Here is a 17,805-nt window from a genome sequence, read left to right on the forward strand (position 1 = left end):
TGATTATATACTCTCACAAAATTATGAAAAATCATACGAGAGTTCTGTCAACTATCCAATGGGAGGATTACATATGAAATTAAGAGAACCAATGCCAGAACTAACTGGTGCAACAGAATGGCTGAACGGAGAAGTAACCAAGGATAGTCTCGTTGGTGATAAGCCAACGCTTTTCCACTTCTGGTCGGTAAGTTGTGGCCTTTGTAAAGAAGCTATGCCTAATGTAAACGAATTTCGAGACGAATTTAAAGATGAGCTAAATGTTGTTGCTGTTCATATGCCAAGGTCCGAAAAAGATTTAGATTTGGCCCAAATTAAAGAAGTTGCAGATGAACATGGAATTAGTCAACCTATATTTGTTGATAACAAACACTTATTAACTGACGCATTTGAAAATCAATACGTTCCTGCTTATTATGTTTTTGACGCAGAGGGTAACCTTCGTCATTTCCAAGCTGGTGGGGGCGGGATGAAAATGCTTAGGAAGCGTGTGAATCGTGTATTAGGTAAAAATGAGAAGTAAACATTTTTTGATAAGAAAGCTCCTTACTTATGGTAAGGTGCTTTCTTTTTTATCGTTTTATGCATAGGACAAAAGCAAGTAATATAGTATTTTTAATGGACCTAAAAATTTATAGGGAATTTTTAACAATCTAAGTCAAAAAGGTGGAATTTTATTTCGAAAACCGTTATATTTAAAGTTGCGAAAAAACATCAGGAGGAGGGAAACGGTTGGATACATTTAAGAAATTAATGCAGTATTATTGGCCGTTTAGGAAGTACTTTTTTGCTTCCCTGTTTTTTGTATTACTTGTAACCGGAATAACTGTGCTATACCCAATTGTATTACAGGTAACTATTGACGATGTAGTTAGGGGAGGACAGTACTCATTAATACCATATCTTGCAGTTGGCTTTATTTTAATTATGATTGTAAAAGGAATTGCTAATTTTTTCCAACAGTATCTCGGCGATTTGTTTGGTACGTCTTCAGTTTATTTGTTAAGAGATGGACTATATAAAAAACTACAGAAGCTATCATTTACCTATTATGATAATGCAAGAACAGGTGATTTAATGTCCAGGCTTACCATGGACGTAGAAGGTTTTAAATTCTTTTTAGCAGCTGGTTTTAAGGAATTATTAAAAATCTCCTTACTAATTATTATTAGTTTATGTGTTATGTTCTATTACTCTGTCCCATTGGCTTTAGTTACAATGTCAGCTATGCCTTTTTTAGCTATCGTTGTTTATAAATTTGACCGTCGTGTTCACCCAGCTTTCAGAACCATAAGAAAGTCATTGGGTCGTCTTAATACTAGAATACAAGAAAACGTAAGTGGTATGAACACAGTTAAATCTTTGTCAAAAGAAGATTTTGAAATTGACCGATTTACCAGTAATAACCAAGATTATCGTGAGGTCAACATCAAAACATCAAATATTTGGGCAAAGTACTTTCCATTTATGGAGTTTATCGGAAATATTTGTATGGTTGCATTGCTTATTTATGGTGGTTACTTAGTTATAAATGAACAACTAAGTTTAGGTGAATTAGTAGCATTTTTTAGTTTGGTAACCTATATTTTGGGACCATTAATGCACTTAGGATTTATCGTTAACATGTTCTCCCAAGCAAAAGCATCTGGAGAGAGATTACTAGAAATCCTAGAAGCCAAAGAAGACATTGAAGAAGATGAAGATGCAATTGTCCCTAACAAGATAGCTGGACATGTAACATTTAATAACGTTACGTTAACTTACACTGCTGAAGACGATTCAGCATTGAAAAACGTTTCTTTCGATGCTCCTCCAGGAAAAGTTGTCGGACTAATTGGAGCTACAGGTTCAGGGAAAACTAGTATTACTCAATTAATTACGAGATTTTATGAGCCAGAATCAGGAGAAGTTATAATTGATGGAAAATTAACTAGCGACTATAATTTGAAAACCCTTCGAAAAAATATTGGCTTTGTATTACAGGAATCTTTTTTGTTTTCGACTACAATAAAGGAAAACATTGCTTACGGGAATCCTGATGCGAGTATGGATGAAATCATAGCTGCTTCCAAGAGAGCACAAGCGCATGATTTTATAATGGAAATGCCTAAAGGGTATGAGACGATGTTAGGTGAAAGAGGTATGGGCCTTTCCGGTGGTCAAAAACAAAGGATTGCTATAGCTCGAGCGATTCTAATCGATCCAAGCGTGTTAATTCTAGATGATGCAACATCAGCAGTTGATATGGAAACTGAATTTGAAATTCAAAAAGCCTTAAAAGAAGTAATGGATAATCGCACAACATTCATTATTGCTCACAGAATTTCTTCATTAAAACATGCTGATGAAATATTAGTGCTTGAAGATGGTGAAATCGTTGAGCGAGGTAACCATGATGAACTATTACAAAACGGAGGACCATACCAACGCATTTATGATATTCAGTATCAAGACAAAGAAGCGATAATGAATGCTGTTAACTAAAAGGGGGGAAGGAAATTGTCAAGTCATCGAAGTTCAAGAGAAACAAGTAAAGGAAACCGTCACTTAAAACGATTTTACTATCCCCTGGATCAAGCAGTTGAAAAGCCTTTTAACTGGAAGCAAATGCTACGTTTGCTTAATTTTATCAAGCCATATTCAAAAACATTGGTACCAGGCGCAATTGTAGCAATGTTTATTACTACTATGGTGCGGCTTCTTGTTCCAATACTAATCGGTAAAGTTGTTATTGACGTTGCGATTGCAAACAAAGATATAACGTTGTTAACTCAGCTAGTTTTAGTAATAGGTTTTCTATATTTACTAAGTTATTTGGGTAATATGTTTAGAATTAAATGGATTAACATCCTCGGACAAAAGATTATTCATGATCTAAGGTGGAACCTGTTTTCACATGTCCAGCGTTTATCTCACAATTTCTTTGATAAAAGATCTGCAGGATCAATCTTAGTGCGAATTTTGAATGACGTAAATTCGTTACAAGAATTATTTACTAACGGTATCATTAACCTACTAATGGACACCGTTATGTTGCTAGGGATTATCGTAATTTTATTTGTACTAAGTCCACAACTAGCAATAGCTGTGTTGGTAATCTTACCTATTATGTTCTATATTTCAACGAAGCTAAGAAGAAATATTCGCAGGTCTTGGCAGGAAGTTCGAATTCAAAAATCAAGACTAAATTCACATTTAAACGAAAGTATGCAGGGAATCCGTATTACACAATCATTTGCACAAGAAAAAGAAAACACAGAGTTCTTTGATGGTGTAAATTCAGATAACTTTGAGGCTGAACGAATTGCGACTAAAAAAAGTGCTTACTTTGGTCCATTTGTAGAAATGAGTAATGCAATTGGTACAGTTATTTTAATTTCCTATGGTGCTCATCTAATAATTTCAGACCAAATAGAAATTGGTACATTTGTTTCTTTTGCTTTCTTCCTAGGTATGTTCTGGGAGCCTATTTCGAGATTAGGTCAAATTTATAATCAGTTATTAGTTGCAATGGCATCTTCCGAACGTATATTTGAATTTTTAGATGAACAACCAAATGTTGAAGAGAAAGAAGATGCATTGGAGTATGCAGACATGAAAGGGGATATTGAATTTGATCATGTTAAATTCTCCTATGATGAAGACCGTATTGCCCTTCATGAAATATCATTAAAAATGACACAGGGGCAAACTGTAGCCTTAGTGGGCCACACCGGTTCGGGTAAATCAACAATAGCTAACTTAATCAGTCGGTTCTACGATCCTACTGAAGGCAGTGTTAAAATTGATGGTTACGATTTAAAAGATATGAAGTTAGATAGTCTACGAAAGAATATTAGTGTTGTTTTACAGGACACATTTATATTCTCTGGTACAATAATGGAAAATATCCGCTTCGGTCGCCCAGAAGCTACCGATGAGGAAGTGAAGGATGCAGCTAAAGTAGTAGGTGCTGAAGAGTTCATATCAAGACTATCTGGCGGGTATGAGACCGAAGTAGAAGAGCGAGGAAACATTCTTTCTGCTGGGGAGAGGCAATTACTTTCATTTGCTCGTGCATTACTTGCTAATCCAAGAATATTGATTTTAGATGAAGCAACCGCAAGTATTGATACGGAAACAGAAGTGAAAATACAAAAAGCTTTAAAGAGGCTTCTTAAAGGAAGAACCGCGATTATGATTGCTCACCGGTTATCTACGATTAGAGAAGCAGATAATATTATTGTATTGGAACACGGAAAGATATTGGAACAAGGGAATCATCAACAATTGATGGAAGCAAAAGGTGAATATTTTGATCTCGTTAAATCGCAGTTTCAAATGCTAGACGCGCTATAAAAATAGAGACCTCTACCTGTAAAAAGGTAGAGGTCTTTATTTAAATGTTTACACAACAAAAAGTTCTTCAGTGGTATCCTTTTTAAATAAAAAGTGTGATAAGATGGTGAAAGTAATATATATGGAGGAAAAGCCATGAAAAGAGAGTTTGCCGTAATTGGATTAGGACGTTTTGGTGGTAGTATTTGCAGAGAATTAAGTGAGGAAGGCATGGAAGTCCTTGCTATTGATTTAGAAGAAGATAAAGTTAATGAATTCAAGAACATTGCTTCTCATGCAGTTATTGCTGATGCAACAGATGAAAAAGTACTAAAAGAATTGGGCGTACGTAATATAGATCATGTAATCGTTGCTATTGGTGATAACATTCAAGCAAGTATCTTAACTACTCTAATGCTTACGGAATTAGGAGTACAGAAAATAACAGTAAAAGCCCAAAATGACTACCACGAGAAGATTTTGAATAAAATAGGTGCTGATCAAGTCGTTCACCCCGAACGAGATATGGGAAAGCGAATAGCCCACAGTATTATTTCTAATAATATTTTAGATCATTTAGAGCTTTCTGACGACCACAGTATTGTTGAAGTAAAAGCCGGAAAGAAGATGAGTGGAAAAACACTGGTCGATTTAGATATTCGTGCACATTTTGGATGTAACGTAGTGGCAATTAAGCAAGAAAATAATAAGGAAATTAACGTTTCTCCAATGGCTACAGAAATGATTAATTTAGGTGATATTTTAATTGTAATTGGTGCAGATAAAGATATCTCTCGTTTTGAAAAACAACTAGTAGTAGATGATTAAGAAAAATACCCTTTCTCAACTGAGAAAGGGTATTTAAATAGAAGGATTTATCGGTATTATACTTCCATTATAATCGGTAGAATCATTGGTTTTCGCTTTGTTTTATCGTAAAGGAATGGTGAAATTGTATCTGTTATTTCATTTTTAATTTCAGACCACTGTGTTGTTCTTCTTTCCATCACTTTGTTTAAATGAGAGGAAACAAGTTTTTGTGCCTCATTAATAAGATCTTCAGATTCTCTCATGTAGACAAATCCTCTAGAAATGATGTCAGGTCCAGATGCGATCTTGAACTCCTTCATGTTAATGCTTACTACAACAATTAGAAGACCTTCTTCTGAAAGAATACGACGATCTCTAAGAACTATGTTCCCGATATCTCCAATTCCGCTTCCATCTACATAAATAGAACCTGATGGAATCTTACCGGCAATCGCAGCATTGTCTTTACCAAGAGCAAGAACATCTCCATTATCCATAATAAAACAATGACCAGGATCTACATCGCATAATTCTGCTAATTTTGTATGTTCTTTTAACATGCGATATTCACCGTGAATTGGCATAAAGTATTTAGGATTCATCAATCTAAGCATTAATTTCTGTTCTTGTTGCCCACCGTGACCTGATGTATGAATATCATTTAAAGGACCATGAATTACATCAGCACCCGCGCGGTACAGTTTATCAATTATTCTACTAACACTAACATTGTTTCCAGGGATTGGGGAAGATGAAAAGACCACGGTATCGCCAGGAATAATCTGAATTTGTCTATGTGTTCCATTAGCAACCCTTGAGAGTGCTGCCATTGGCTCACCTTGAGAACCAGTACATAAAATGGTAACTTCATTAGCTGGTAATCGGTTTAATTGGTGTGTGTCAATGAATGTATCTTTTGGTGCCTGAATATATCCAAGCTCTTGTCCAATCCTAATTGCATTATCCATACTACGACCAAATACCGCAACTTTCCGATTATTTCTAACTGCTGCCTCGACAACCTGTTGTAAACGATAGATGTTAGAAGCAAACGTTGCAAAAATTAAACGACCGTTATCGCGTTTAAATACATCGTTAATACTTTCTCCTACTACTCGTTCTGACATTGTAAATCCAGGAACTTCACTATTTGTACTATCTGATAATAAACATAAAACTCCTTCTTTACCAATCTCAGCCATTTTGGCTAAATTAGCTGGTTCACCAACTGGAGTAAAATCAAACTTAAAATCTCCTGTGTGAACGATATTTCCTGGTGGTGTTTTAACAACAATACCATAAGAGTCTGGGATGCTATGAGTTGTTCTAAAAAATGTTACTGATGTTTTACGAAATTTGATCACTTCGTCTTCCTGAAATGTATGAAGCTTAGCATTTCGCAGAAGACCATGTTCATCTAATTTATTTTTTAATAGTCCGATCGCAAGTTTTCCAGCATAGATTGGCACGTTAATCTCTCTCAGAAGGTATGGGATACCTCCGATATGATCCTCATGTCCATGTGTTACAAATAAGCCTTTAATTTTGTCTTGGTTTTGTACTAGGTAAGTGAAATCAGGAATTACATAATCAATTCCTAATAATTCATCTTCAGGAAACTTTATTCCTCCGTCAATAAGAATTATTTCATCTTGGAATTGAACCCCATACATATTTTTTCCGATTTCGCCTAATCCACCTAATGCAAAGACAGCTGTTTGGTCATTTTTTACGAATTTCATGAGTTAGGCATTCTCCACAACAAAGTCTTCAGACTGTTTTTCGTAATTAAGGTGTGCTTCATCTAAAGGCTGGATGAATTCTATGTTTAAATTGCGATCGGAGAGTTTTTTTCTTACTTCGCGCTCAGACTTGGCGTCAAAGTATAGGCTTTTTGTACGTTCTCGAACAGGAACTTCATTTGGAAGCTCCTGATACATTACTTTATATATCATTAAATCTCTCCTAACTTGTTTTAAAAGGTTTCTTAGTAGTTTGAATCATAGCATTTTTATTATCAAATAGTTTGTTAGTTGGACTAGTTAGTTTTGACGATCCTGAAATGTAGTAGGTACACGATTCCGGCCTAACATTTTTTTCCATCGTTTCCTAAGCTTTTCTCTTAAACGTTTTAACATTATTTCTTACAACTCCCTTCCTTATACTAAGAAAAGCAATAGAAAACGTTTACCGATCTAATCCCTCTTATTTTCTAGTATAGTATGATTTGGTAAATATTGAAATAGAAACGTATTAAAAATTGTATAATTTTCACTGAGAACTTGAGAAATTCACGAATTCATGTGATTATATTTTTTGCAGAAACCACGATCCTTATACATTACTGAGAATTAAGAGAATGGTTTGACGTTTAGTCAAAAAAGCAAGTGATATTTTCTGATATTGTCAATAAACTAACTTTCTTCATTAATTTTTCCAAATAAAAAAGAAAAAATGATTAGTATGTGAAGTGTAATTGGTTGAAGAATCAAGATATCGAAGTGTTATTTATGATCCTGATAAGAAATGAAATGTGTAGTTGTGCACTGAACTTAAGGAGATGTTGCTGAGACCATTACGGTAGATACAAAAATACATTTTGTGAAAGAAGTGTTTAAGTGCCTACTTCTAATAAAAAAAGCTGACTATATTAGTAATAGGTATAATCAGCTTCCACTTATATTAACTATCAACAGGTTTTGCATTAATAGGTTCCTGAAATGGATTTTCTGGGTTGATACGGTCGTAGAACATAATGCCATTTAAATGATCTATTTCATGTTGAAATACTATTGCAGCAAATCCTTTGACCCTGAGCTTTACTTCATTCCCATCTAAATCGATAGCCTTTACTGTTACTCTAGCATAACGAGGAACATACCCTGGAACTTCTCTATCGACCGATAGACAGCCTTCCCCAGTGGATAAATATGTTTCTTCCACTGAATGACTTATTATTCTTGGGTTGAACAAGCCATAGCTATAATGTTTATCCTCAAAATCCTCAAAATGTACAGCAATCATTCGTTTAGAAATCCCGATTTGAGGGGCTGCGAGTCCAACACCTGGTCTCAAATCATATTTTGTAGCAATTTCGTCGTCTTGGCTATCTTTTAGGTATTGCAGCATTTCCTGTAAAATTGTTTTGTCTTCAGTTGTTGGTGGTATAGATATTTCTATAGCTTCTTTTTTCAGAATAGGATTACCTTCGCGAATTATATCATTCATTGTAATCATATCGATTCACTCCTTAGCTTACTTCTTTTTGCTGAAAATAGTTTAACACAGAAATGAGTGAGAATGGTAAATTAATAAGAAAGTACCAAGGGTTATTTTTTTTAACTATAATAAAATTTGTTAACTAAATTAGTATAATGATATGTTATAATCTTAGAAAAGCAACTAAAATTTTACAACTAAAAAGATCTTCAACTAGACGATAGGAGGAAACGTAGTGCAATACAAGAAATTATTATTTGTCATCGCCATATCAATCTTTTTACTTGGGGCGTGTAATGGGGAATCACCTACATTAAAAATGTACGAGCATATGGAGCAGGCTGTTACTTTGGAGGAATCCTTTGCTGAGCAGCAACAACCTCTTGTGGATCTAGAACAACAGGAAAAGGAACTTTATGAGGAAATAATCAACATGGGTTTAGATGAGTTTGAAAGAGTAAAAGAGTTATCCCAAGAAGCTTTATCTTCTATTGAAAGTCGTGAAGAAATCATAGAAGTTGAAAAAGAAAGTATTGATGCGGCTATGGAAGAGTTTAGAAAAATCGAACCATTAATAGAGGAAATTGAAGAAGAACAAGTTAAGGAAAAAGCACAGCAAATGTATAGTACAATGGACGAAAGATATGAAGCATATCTAAGTTTACATGAAGCATATACTAATTCGATTAATGAGGATAAAGAATTGTATCAAATGCTTCAAAATGAAAACCTTGAAGAAGAGGAATTAAAAAGTCAAATTGAAACAGTAAATACTAGTTATGATGAAGTAATTAAAGCCAATGAAACCTTCAACACTAAAACGGACGAGTATAACAATCTAAAAAAAGAGTTTTACCAGTTGGCAGAAGTTAATGTTGAATATAATGAATAACTTTGCTTATACTAAGATGTAATAACTGAATTACAATACATTAGTTAAAGCCTTCGCAATTAAGCGAAGGCTTTTTATGTTCACAAAATTTTGTCTGTTTTATAGTACAGTAGCCAAACACTAATGTAACAGATTAATAATGTTATATTTTAAAGTCGGTTTTTTACTAGTGTTTTATTTACTTTTAAGTATACAAATTTGTATTAATAAGTATCAAAGTGTTTGACCAACATCTTTTAATAAGCTAAAATAAAAATTGAATAAAAATTGTACCAGTCCAAATTGATTCTTCTATGTAACAGATTTATAAAAAAGTACATATAAGATTAAAGAATAACAATAGAGGGTAATGTATTATTAATCAAATTTGGTACAGATTTTTTCATCTTTTGGGAAAGCTAGAATTGATAATTTAATCATGGAAATAGAAAGGAAGAGGTGAATCTTTTGAAACGTACATTAGAAAACATTGAAAAACAGTTTGAAACGTTTCAAATTCTGAATGAAGAAGGCAAAATAATTAATGAAGATGCTATGCCTGATCTATCAGATGATGAATTAAAAGAACTTATGCACAGAATGGTCTATACTCGTATTTTAGACCAACGTTCGATAGCCTTAAACAGACAAGGGCGATTAGGTTTTTACGCACCAACAGCAGGCCAAGAGGGATCACAGCTTGGTACACAGTATGCATTAGAACAAGAGGATTTCATTCTTCCAGCATACCGTGATGTTCCGCAGTTAATTTGGCAAGGTCTTCCGTTATATCAGGCCTTCTTATTTTCACGTGGTCACTATCATGGTAACCAAATGCCAGAGGGTGTCCATGCTTTAAGTCCTCAGATTATTATTGGTGCACAGTATACTCAAGCAGCTGGTATAGCGTTGGGTATGAAGATCCGTGGTAAGAAAAATGTTGCAATTACTTATACAGGTGATGGTGGTACATCTCAGGGTGACTTTTATGAAGGTATGAACTTTGCAGGCGCTTATAAAGCACCGGCGATTTTTGTTGTGCAAAACAACCGCTTTGCAATCTCTGTTCCAGTTGAAAAGCAAACAGCCGCTACAACACTTGCGCAAAAAGCTGTAGCAGCTGGTATTGAGGGGATTCAAGTTGATGGTATGGATATATTGGCAGTATATGCAGCAACTAAAGAGGCAAGGGAACGCGCGATTAATGGAGAAGGACCAACATTGATTGAAACTTTAACATATCGTTATGGTCCACACACAATGGCTGGAGACGATCCAACACGTTATCGTACGGAAGATTTGGATAACGAATGGGAGAAAAAAGATCCATTAGTTCGATTCCGAAAATTTCTAGAAAACAAAGGTTTATGGTCAGAGGAAGAAGAAAATAAAGTAATCGACCAAGCAAAAAAAGAAATCAAAGAGGCGATTAAAAAAGCTGACGAACAACCGAAACAAAAAGTGACTGACTTAATAAAAAATATGTATGAGGAACTTCCAGCTCACTTACAAGAACAAATGGAAGAATATAAAGCAAAGGAGTCGAAGTAAATCATGGCTCAAATGACAATGATTCAAGCAATTACTGATGCAATGCGCATAGAGTTAAAAAATGATGAAAACGTGCTAGTCTTCGGCGAGGACGTTGGTCAAAATGGTGGAGTGTTCCGTGCTACTGAAGGCCTACAAAAAGAATTTGGTGAAGAACGTGTCTTCGATACGCCACTAGCTGAATCTGCTATTGGTGGACTTGCGTTTGGTCTTGCCATGCAAGGTTTCCGTCCAGTACCTGAAATCCAATTTTTTGGTTTCGTTTACGAAGCAATGGATGCCATTAATGGTCAAATTGCACGTATTCGCTACCGTTCTGGCGGAACACAAAATGCCCCAATTACCATTCGTTCTCCATTCGGTGGCGGAGTTCACACACCTGAACTTCATGCTGATTCATTAGAAGGTCTTATGGCACAACAACCAGGATTGAAAGTAGTGATCCCTTCTACACCATATGATGCAAAAGGATTATTAATTGCTTCTATCCGCGACAATGATCCGGTTATATTTCTAGAGCATATGAAACTATACCGTTCTTTCCGTGGTGAAGTTCCAGAAGAAGAATATACTATTGAATTGGGTAAAGCAGACGTTAAACGTGAAGGTAGTGACGTTACATTAGTGGCTTATGGCGCTATGGTTCATTCATGTTTAAAAGCAGCTGAAGAATTAGAAAAAGACGGCATTCAAGCAGAAGTAATTGATTTACGCACTGTTATGCCAATCGATTTTGAAACTGTTATGAAGTCTGTTGAAAAAACAAATCGAGTTGTTGTTGTTCAAGAGGCTCAGCGTCAAGCTGGAATGGCTTCACATATTATTGCTGAGATTCAAGAAAAAGCAATTCTTCATCTAGAAGCGCCAGTTCTAAGAGTAACTGCTCCAGATACAGTGTATGCTTTTACTCAAGCAGAAGAAGTTTGGTTACCAAATTATAACGATATTATTGAAAAAGTAAATAAGGTAATTAATTTTTAATAGATCCAAAGATGGGAGGTAATAGTAATGGCTTTTGAATTTAAACTACCAGATATTGGTGAAGGAATTCACGAAGGTGAAATTGTTAAATGGTTCGTTAAAACTGGAGAAGAAATAAAAGAAGATGATGTTCTTTGTGAAGTGCAAAATGATAAAGCTGTTGTTGAGATCCCCTCTCCTGTAGAGGGCACAGTTAAAGAATTACATTTCGAAGAGGGTTCGGTTGCGACTGTCGGCCAAACAATCATAACGATTGATGCAGAGGGCTATGAAGACGAGGGCGGAAGTGAAGAACCAGAAGAAGAAGACTCAAAAGAAGAGTCAAAAGAAGAAACTAAATCTAAAGAGCAAAAACAACCAGCGGATGACCAGAAAAAAGAAGCCGCAAAAGAAACTAATACTAATGAACAAGAGGAAGATACAGATCCTAGCAATCGCGTTATAGCAATGCCATCTGTTCGTAAGTACGCTAGAGAAAATGAAGTTAAAATCAATAAGGTACAAGGATCAGGGAAAAATGGTCGTGTATTAAAAGACGATATTGATAACTTCTTAAGTGGTGGACAGACTGAAGCTCCGAGTGAAGGTGCAGAAGAACAAACTGATGCAACTGATGCTAAACAAGAACAGAAAGCAACTGTTCCTGCAGGTGACTTCCCTGAAACTCGCGAGAAAATGAGTGGAATTAGAAAATCAATTGCTAAGGCAATGGTTAACTCTAAAACAAAAGCACCTCATGTGACTCTACACGATGAGATTGATGTAACAGAGCTAGTTGCTCATAGAAAGAAATTTAAAGCCGTTGCAGCTGAAAAAGATGTTAAGTTAACTTACTTACCATATGTTGTAAAAGCACTTGTATCAGCATTAAGAGAATATCCAGTCTTAAATGCTTCTATTGATGATTCAACTGATGAGATCATCTATAAGCACTATTACAACATCGGAATCGCTGCTGATACTGAAAAAGGTTTACTTGTACCAGTTGTGAAGAATGCTGATGCTAAATCAATTTTCGCAATTTCATCAGAGATAAATGAATTAGCGGTTAAGGCAAGAGATGGTAAACTTGGTCCTAATGAAATGAAGGGTGCATCAAGCACTATTTCTAACATTGGTTCTGCAGGTGGACAATGGTTTACTCCGGTAATTAACTACCCAGAAGCGGCTATCCTTGGTATCGGACGCATTGCTGAAAAGCCAATTGTACGCGATGGTGAAATCGTTATTGCGCCAGTGCTTGCTCTATCATTGAGCTTTGATCACCGTCTAGTTGATGGTGCTACAGCGCAATTCGCAATGAATCAGATTAAAAGGTTATTGAACGATCCACAATTAATTATGATGGAGGCGTAGTGATATGGTAGTAGGGGATTTTCCAATTGAATTAGATACTCTTGTAGTTGGCGCTGGACCAGGTGGTTACGTTGCTGCAATACGTGCAGCACAAACAGGCCAAAAGGTAACGATTGTTGAAAAAGGTGAACTTGGTGGCGTGTGTTTGAATGTTGGTTGTGTTCCTTCTAAAGCCCTCATTCAAGCAGGACATCGAGTTGAGTATGCTCATGGTTCAGAAGACATGGGCATCAAAACAGAAAAGGTTTCTGTTGACTTTTCTAAAGTACAAGAATGGAAAAGTGGCGTAGTTAAAAAGTTAACCGGCGGTGTAGAAGGCCTGCTTAAGGGTAATAAAGTTGATATTGTTAAAGGTGAAGTATACTTTGTTGATAAAAATACAGTAAAAGTTATGGATGATAAGAACTCTCAAACATACACGTTTAAGAACTGTATTATTGCAACAGGTTCTAGCCCAATCGAATTACCGACATTCAAATACAGTGATCGTGTTCTTGATTCAACAGGAGCGTTAAATCTCAAAGAAATTCCTGAAAAACTTGTTGTAATTGGTGGAGGATATGTTGGTACTGAGTTAGGAACTGCATACGCTAACTTCGGCACTGAAGTAACAATTCTTGAAGGTGCTAAGGACATTATTGGTGGCTTCGAAAAACAAATGACCTCACTTGTTAAAAAGCATCTTAAGAAAAAAGGTGTTAAAGTTGTCACTGAAGCAATGGCAAAAGGTGTAGAAGAATCAAAAGATGGAGTAAAGGTTTCTTATGAAGTAAAAGGCAAAAAAGAAACGATTGAAGCTGATTATGTTCTTGTAACTGTTGGACGAAATCCGAATACGCAAGAACTTGGTCTTGAGCAAGTTGGGATTGAGATGAACGATAAAGGTGTTATTAAAATTGATAAACAATGTAGAACCAATATTGATAACATTTATGCTATCGGTGATATTGTACCAGGGCCGCCTTTAGCTCATAAAGCATCATATGAAGGTAAAATTGCTGCTGAGGTCATCGGTGGTGAGAAATCTGAAATTGACTATAATGCAATCCCTGCAGTTGTGTTCTCTGATCCAGAACTTGCTTCTGTTGGTTACACAGAACAAAGTGCAAAAGATGCAGGATATGATGCAAAAGCATCTAAATTCCCGTTTGCTGCTAATGGTCGTGCATTATCATTAAACAACAGTGATGGTTTCGTAAAATTAATCACTCGAAAAGAAGATGGCTTAGTTATCGGTGCTCAAATTGCTGGTCCGAATGCTAGTGATATGATTGCTGAACTTGGCTTAGCTATTGAAGCAGGAATGACGGCTGAAGATTTAGCACTAACAATTCATGCTCACCCAACTCTTGGGGAAATAACTATGGAAGCTGCAGAAGTAGCAATGGGTACACCCATCCATATGATGAAATAAAATTCCTATGACAAAAAGCTATCACCGATTGGTGATAGCTTTTTATCTATTTAAGAACTATCATTTCTTCATAGTGTGCTAAAGTAATACTGAACTAGAATTCTATACTACAAATTGTAATTTTATCGATAGTTTTAATATTTACTAATATAAAATTTTGTAAATTTGAAGTTTATTGGTAATAAATCCTTTATAATAGAAGCAGTCCTATGAAAAACATCAGGAGGGAGAACACTATGATGAAAAATATCATCTTTGCATTATTATTGCTACTATTTTTAGTAGGTTGCAATAACGCTGAACAGCCAGAAGTTCAAGAAGAGGAACCAGTGGAAGAGGGAGTAACAGAAGAAGACGAAACAGAGGTGCCCGATGAATCGGATACTAACACGGGTGCTGGAACTGATGAAGAAAATGAAATACCGGAAAGTGACGACTCTGAGGCAGTGGACGAGCAGGAAATAGAGGTTGTAGAACCCACATATGAGTTAACGGAAGATTGGGGATTAAAACCTATTTCTGAAGAAGGTAATGAAGATGTTGTTTTGTTGACTATTGATGATGCACCAGATAAACGTGCGCTTGATATGGCAAAAACATTAAAAGAATTAGATGCTGAGGCAATTTTCTTCGTCAATGGTCATTTTTTAGATACAGATGAAGAAAAGGCAATATTAAAGGAGATACATGAGCTAGGTTTTGACATAGGTAATCATACGTATAGCCATCAAAGATTATCAGAAGTATCAGTGGAAAAACAACGAGAAGAAATCGAGAGTTTGAGTAATTTAATTGAAGAAATTATTGGGGAAAAACCAAAATTCTTTCGGGCACCAAATGGAGTTAATACTGAATTTGCCGAACAGTTTGTTAAAGAGGAAGGCATGTTGCTGATGAACTGGACATATGGCTATGATTACTTCAAGCCATATATGGATGCTGAAAAATTAACTACAGCAATGGTTACAGGGGAAGGTCCTGAAGTTGATGTCCCATACTCATTATTAAAACCAGGCGCAAACCTGTTAATGCATGACCGTGATTGGACTGCTGACGCTCTTGGTGACATAGTAATCGGTCTAAGAGATAAAGGTTATGAAATTCTTGATCCTGCCCTAATTAAAACGCCAGAGTAAATAAAAAGGAGCTGTCATTTGACAGCTCCTTTACCTATTAAAAAGGTTTATGTTCTTTTATGACACGAATCTGTTGTAATGTCTCATCTTCCAATCCTTGAACAGGTAATCCAGCTTTTAAGTTTTGGTTGATATAGTCTATATTTTCTTTAGTAATTATTTCACCTGGAATAAAAATAGGTATGCCTGGAGGATATACCATGATAGATTCGGCACTAATCCTTCCAGCAGAATCGCTCATGTTGATAATTTCTGTATCAGCATAAAATGCTTCTCTTGGTGAAAAAGCAAGCAGCGGGATATCTGGGACTGTTACTTCAATTGTTTTTTCAGTAGCGGTGATTTCTTGATCACCCGCTAATTTGAAGAGAGCATCAACAAGAATATTAACCTCTCTATCAGTGTCTCCAGGGGTAACGATACAAAGAATGTTATATAAGTCGGAAAGTTCAACCTCAATATTATAGTTTTCTCGTAACCATACCTCTGCGTCATAACCTGTCATCCCCAAGTTTTTAACAGAAACAATCATTTTTGTAGGATCATAGTTATATGTGGCACCACTTCCCAATATTTCCGATCCAACACAATATAAATGTGGTATTTTGTTTATTGCTGCTCTAGTTTTATTTGCAAGAAGAATTGTTTGATCAATTAAATGCCTTCCGTTTATCGCAAGTTGTTTTCTAGCAGTATCTAATGAAGCTAATAAAATATATGATGTTGATGTTGTTGTTAACATTGATAGGACACTTTGAACTCTTTCATGAGAGACAAGCCCTTCTTTCAGATTTAAAACAGAGCTTTGGGTTAGTGAACCGCCTAATTTATGAACGCTCGTGGCAGCCAGATCGGCTCCTGCCTGCATTGCAGATATTGGTAAATCTTCATGAAAGTGAATATGTATTCCGTGCGCTTCATCCACTAATACAGGAACATTATAAGTATGTGAAATATCGACAATTCGTCTTAAGTCAGCTGCAATACCGAAATAAGTCGGGTTAATTACTAGAACCCCTTTTGCATCTGGATGGGCTTGCAATGCTTTTTCTACAGAAGCAGGTGTTATTCCATGAGAAATTCCTAAATTCTCATCTACCTCAGGATGAATAAAAATAGGAGTTGCTCCAGAAAAAATGATTGCAGTTGTAACAGACTTGTGAATGTTCCTAGGGACAATGATTTTATCACCAGGTCCACATACACTTAGTACCATCGTCATTATAGCTCCACTAGTACCTTGTACAGAGAAAAAGGTGTAATCAGCCCCAAATGCTTCAGCAGCTAATTCTTGAGCTTGTTTGATCATACCCTGAGGATGATGTAGATCATCTAGAGGTTGGATATTAATTAAATCAATCGATAATGCATTGTCACCAATAAATGACCTAAAAGTGGGGTCCATTCCTATCCCTTTTTTGTGTCCAGGAATGTGAAATTGTACTGGATTTTTGCTTGCATGGTCAAGTAAACCAGAAAATAACGGTGTTTCATTTTGTGATAACATAGTTAGTTGCACCTCTTATTAAAGTCTAAAACAACAGAATTATAGCAAAGTACAACTCTGATAGCTAGTTTTAGGAAATATTATACCATTGTTAATAGAATAATTTAAATGAAGGGACTTAGTGTGATGGTTATTATTTTAAAACTTCCAGTAAATAGATTAGATAATGTTTAAAATTAATATGTTCATTGAACAGGACATAAACATAGAAAGAGATATTTCTCGCTATGATGTGTTAATATTTCAGGTAGTTGTTAATGCTATAATATATTTAAGGTAATTTTAAATTGCACAATTTGTTGTTCAGATAAAGTTTTTTAAAATAGAAAGGGGTATTCTTTTTGAGTTATAGTTATCCAATTGATAGTACGTGGTCTAAGGAAGAAATCATAGATGTAGTTAATTTCTTTTCGATTGTTGAGAAAGCATATGAACTAGGTGTAAAGCGTGATGACATCCTCATCGCATATACCCGTTTCAAACAAATCATCCCCTCAAAAAGTGAAGAAAAAAAGCTTTGTGGTAAATTTGAAAAGGAATCTAGCTATTCTTGTTATCGCACTGTACAGAAGGCAAAAGAAAAAAGACAAGGAGAGCGTGTAAAAATGTAAAAGTATCACTGGATAGTATATTTAAGAAGGTG

General features: G+C 35.6%; 15 protein-coding genes. 11 read left to right on the top strand and 4 right to left on the bottom strand.

Annotation, left to right across the window (positions count from 1 at the left end; translation table 11 throughout):
• The first annotated feature begins 73 nt into the window (after window positions 1–73).
• The 4 genes from GH741_RS04240 (at window position 74) to GH741_RS04255 (ending at window position 5,145) form a co-directional block, all read left to right on the top strand.
• Window positions 74–523 (top strand): TlpA family protein disulfide reductase, encoded by a 450-nt coding sequence (locus GH741_RS04240; RefSeq protein WP_153735492.1) that lies wholly within the window; start codon window positions 74–76, stop codon window positions 521–523.
• Window positions 524–732: 209 nt separating this feature from the next.
• Window positions 733–2,484 carry an ABC transporter ATP-binding protein gene (locus tag GH741_RS04245; protein WP_153735493.1) on the top strand — a complete coding sequence of 584 codons (1,752 nt, stop codon included), beginning with the start codon at window positions 733–735 and terminating at the stop codon, window positions 2,482–2,484.
• 15 nt (window positions 2,485–2,499) lie between these two features.
• A complete protein-coding gene (locus GH741_RS04250; RefSeq protein WP_153735494.1) occupies window positions 2,500–4,338 on the top strand; it encodes an ABC transporter ATP-binding protein in 1,839 nt (612 codons plus the stop codon).
• Window positions 4,339–4,473: 135 nt separating this feature from the next.
• Window positions 4,474–5,145, top strand: a complete 672-nt coding sequence (locus tag GH741_RS04255; protein ID WP_153735495.1) for a potassium channel family protein — start codon at window positions 4,474–4,476, stop codon at window positions 5,143–5,145.
• A gap of 56 nt (window positions 5,146–5,201) precedes the next feature.
• Here the strand turns inward: GH741_RS04255 and rnjA are convergent, their stop codons facing one another.
• The 3 genes from rnjA to def all read right to left on the bottom strand — a co-directional run bounded on the left by rnjA (window position 5,202) and on the right by def (window position 8,364).
• Window positions 5,202–6,869 carry a ribonuclease J1 gene (gene rnjA / locus GH741_RS04260; RefSeq protein ID WP_153735496.1) on the bottom strand — a complete coding sequence of 556 codons (1,668 nt, stop codon included), beginning with the start codon at window positions 6,867–6,869 and terminating at the stop codon, window positions 5,202–5,204.
• Window positions 6,870–6,872: 3 nt separating this feature from the next.
• On the bottom strand, window positions 6,873–7,082 hold the full coding sequence (locus GH741_RS04265) for a DNA-dependent RNA polymerase subunit epsilon (protein WP_153735497.1): 210 nt from the start codon (window positions 7,080–7,082) through the stop codon (window positions 6,873–6,875).
• 727 nt (window positions 7,083–7,809) lie between these two features.
• Complete coding sequence (gene def, locus GH741_RS04270) at window positions 7,810–8,364, bottom strand: peptide deformylase (protein WP_153735498.1); 555 nt, start codon at window positions 8,362–8,364, stop codon at window positions 7,810–7,812.
• A 217-nt stretch (window positions 8,365–8,581) separates the two neighbouring features.
• On the opposite strand from def, the gene GH741_RS04275 reads away from it, so the two are divergent.
• From GH741_RS04275 to GH741_RS04300, 6 genes are all read left to right on the top strand, one after another.
• Window positions 8,582–9,238: a YkyA family protein gene (locus GH741_RS04275; protein ID WP_338079231.1), complete on the top strand. Its 657-nt coding sequence runs from the start codon at window positions 8,582–8,584 to the stop codon at window positions 9,236–9,238.
• Between the two features lie 447 nt (window positions 9,239–9,685).
• Window positions 9,686–10,768: a pyruvate dehydrogenase (acetyl-transferring) E1 component subunit alpha gene (pdhA, locus tag GH741_RS04280; RefSeq protein ID WP_153735499.1), complete on the top strand. Its 1,083-nt coding sequence runs from the start codon at window positions 9,686–9,688 to the stop codon at window positions 10,766–10,768.
• A 3-nt stretch (window positions 10,769–10,771) separates the two neighbouring features.
• On the top strand, window positions 10,772–11,749 hold the full coding sequence (locus GH741_RS04285) for an alpha-ketoacid dehydrogenase subunit beta (RefSeq protein ID WP_153735500.1): 978 nt from the start codon (window positions 10,772–10,774) through the stop codon (window positions 11,747–11,749).
• A 27-nt stretch (window positions 11,750–11,776) separates the two neighbouring features.
• Entirely contained in the window at window positions 11,777–13,105 is a 1,329-nt protein-coding gene (locus GH741_RS04290; RefSeq protein WP_153735501.1) for a dihydrolipoamide acetyltransferase family protein, read from the top strand.
• Window positions 13,106–13,109: 4 nt separating this feature from the next.
• Window positions 13,110–14,519 (top strand): dihydrolipoyl dehydrogenase, encoded by a 1,410-nt coding sequence (gene lpdA, locus GH741_RS04295; protein WP_153735502.1) that lies wholly within the window; start codon window positions 13,110–13,112, stop codon window positions 14,517–14,519.
• A gap of 236 nt (window positions 14,520–14,755) precedes the next feature.
• Window positions 14,756–15,655 carry a polysaccharide deacetylase family protein gene (locus GH741_RS04300; RefSeq protein WP_153735503.1) on the top strand — a complete coding sequence of 300 codons (900 nt, stop codon included), beginning with the start codon at window positions 14,756–14,758 and terminating at the stop codon, window positions 15,653–15,655.
• Window positions 15,656–15,692: 37 nt separating this feature from the next.
• Here the strand turns inward: GH741_RS04300 and GH741_RS04305 are convergent, their stop codons facing one another.
• Window positions 15,693–17,162 (bottom strand): aminotransferase class I/II-fold pyridoxal phosphate-dependent enzyme, encoded by a 1,470-nt coding sequence (locus tag GH741_RS04305; RefSeq protein ID WP_153735504.1) that lies wholly within the window; start codon window positions 17,160–17,162, stop codon window positions 15,693–15,695.
• A 341-nt stretch (window positions 17,163–17,503) separates the two neighbouring features.
• Between GH741_RS04305 and GH741_RS04310 the strand changes: the two genes are divergently transcribed.
• On the top strand, window positions 17,504–17,773 hold the full coding sequence (locus GH741_RS04310; RefSeq protein ID WP_153735505.1) for a UPF0223 family protein: 270 nt from the start codon (window positions 17,504–17,506) through the stop codon (window positions 17,771–17,773).
• The last annotated feature ends 32 nt before the right edge of the window (window positions 17,774–17,805 follow it).

This window comes from Aquibacillus halophilus, assembly GCF_009649745.1.
Classification (GTDB): domain Bacteria; phylum Bacillota; class Bacilli; order Bacillales; family Amphibacillaceae; genus Aquibacillus; species Aquibacillus halophilus.

Excerpts from the sequence above, each read along its gene's own strand:
- GH741_RS04255 (WP_153735495.1), top strand. The coding sequence starts at position 4,474 with ATGAAAAGAGAGTTTGCCGTAATTGGATTAGGACGTTTTGGTGGTAGT.
- def (WP_153735498.1), bottom strand. The coding sequence starts at position 8,364 with ATGATTACAATGAATGATATAATTCGCGAAGGTAATCCTATTCTGAAA.
- GH741_RS04285 (WP_153735500.1), top strand. The coding sequence starts at position 10,772 with ATGGCTCAAATGACAATGATTCAAGCAATTACTGATGCAATGCGCATA.
- GH741_RS04305 (WP_153735504.1), bottom strand. The coding sequence starts at position 17,162 with ATGTTATCACAAAATGAAACACCGTTATTTTCTGGTTTACTTGACCAT.
- GH741_RS04300 (WP_153735503.1), top strand. The coding sequence starts at position 14,756 with ATGATGAAAAATATCATCTTTGCATTATTATTGCTACTATTTTTAGTA.
- GH741_RS04265 (WP_153735497.1), bottom strand. The coding sequence starts at position 7,082 with ATGATATATAAAGTAATGTATCAGGAGCTTCCAAATGAAGTTCCTGTT.
- GH741_RS04290 (WP_153735501.1), top strand. The coding sequence starts at position 11,777 with ATGGCTTTTGAATTTAAACTACCAGATATTGGTGAAGGAATTCACGAA.
- lpdA (WP_153735502.1), top strand. The coding sequence starts at position 13,110 with ATGGTAGTAGGGGATTTTCCAATTGAATTAGATACTCTTGTAGTTGGC.
- rnjA (WP_153735496.1), bottom strand. The coding sequence starts at position 6,869 with ATGAAATTCGTAAAAAATGACCAAACAGCTGTCTTTGCATTAGGTGGA.
- GH741_RS04240 (WP_153735492.1), top strand. The coding sequence starts at position 74 with ATGAAATTAAGAGAACCAATGCCAGAACTAACTGGTGCAACAGAATGG.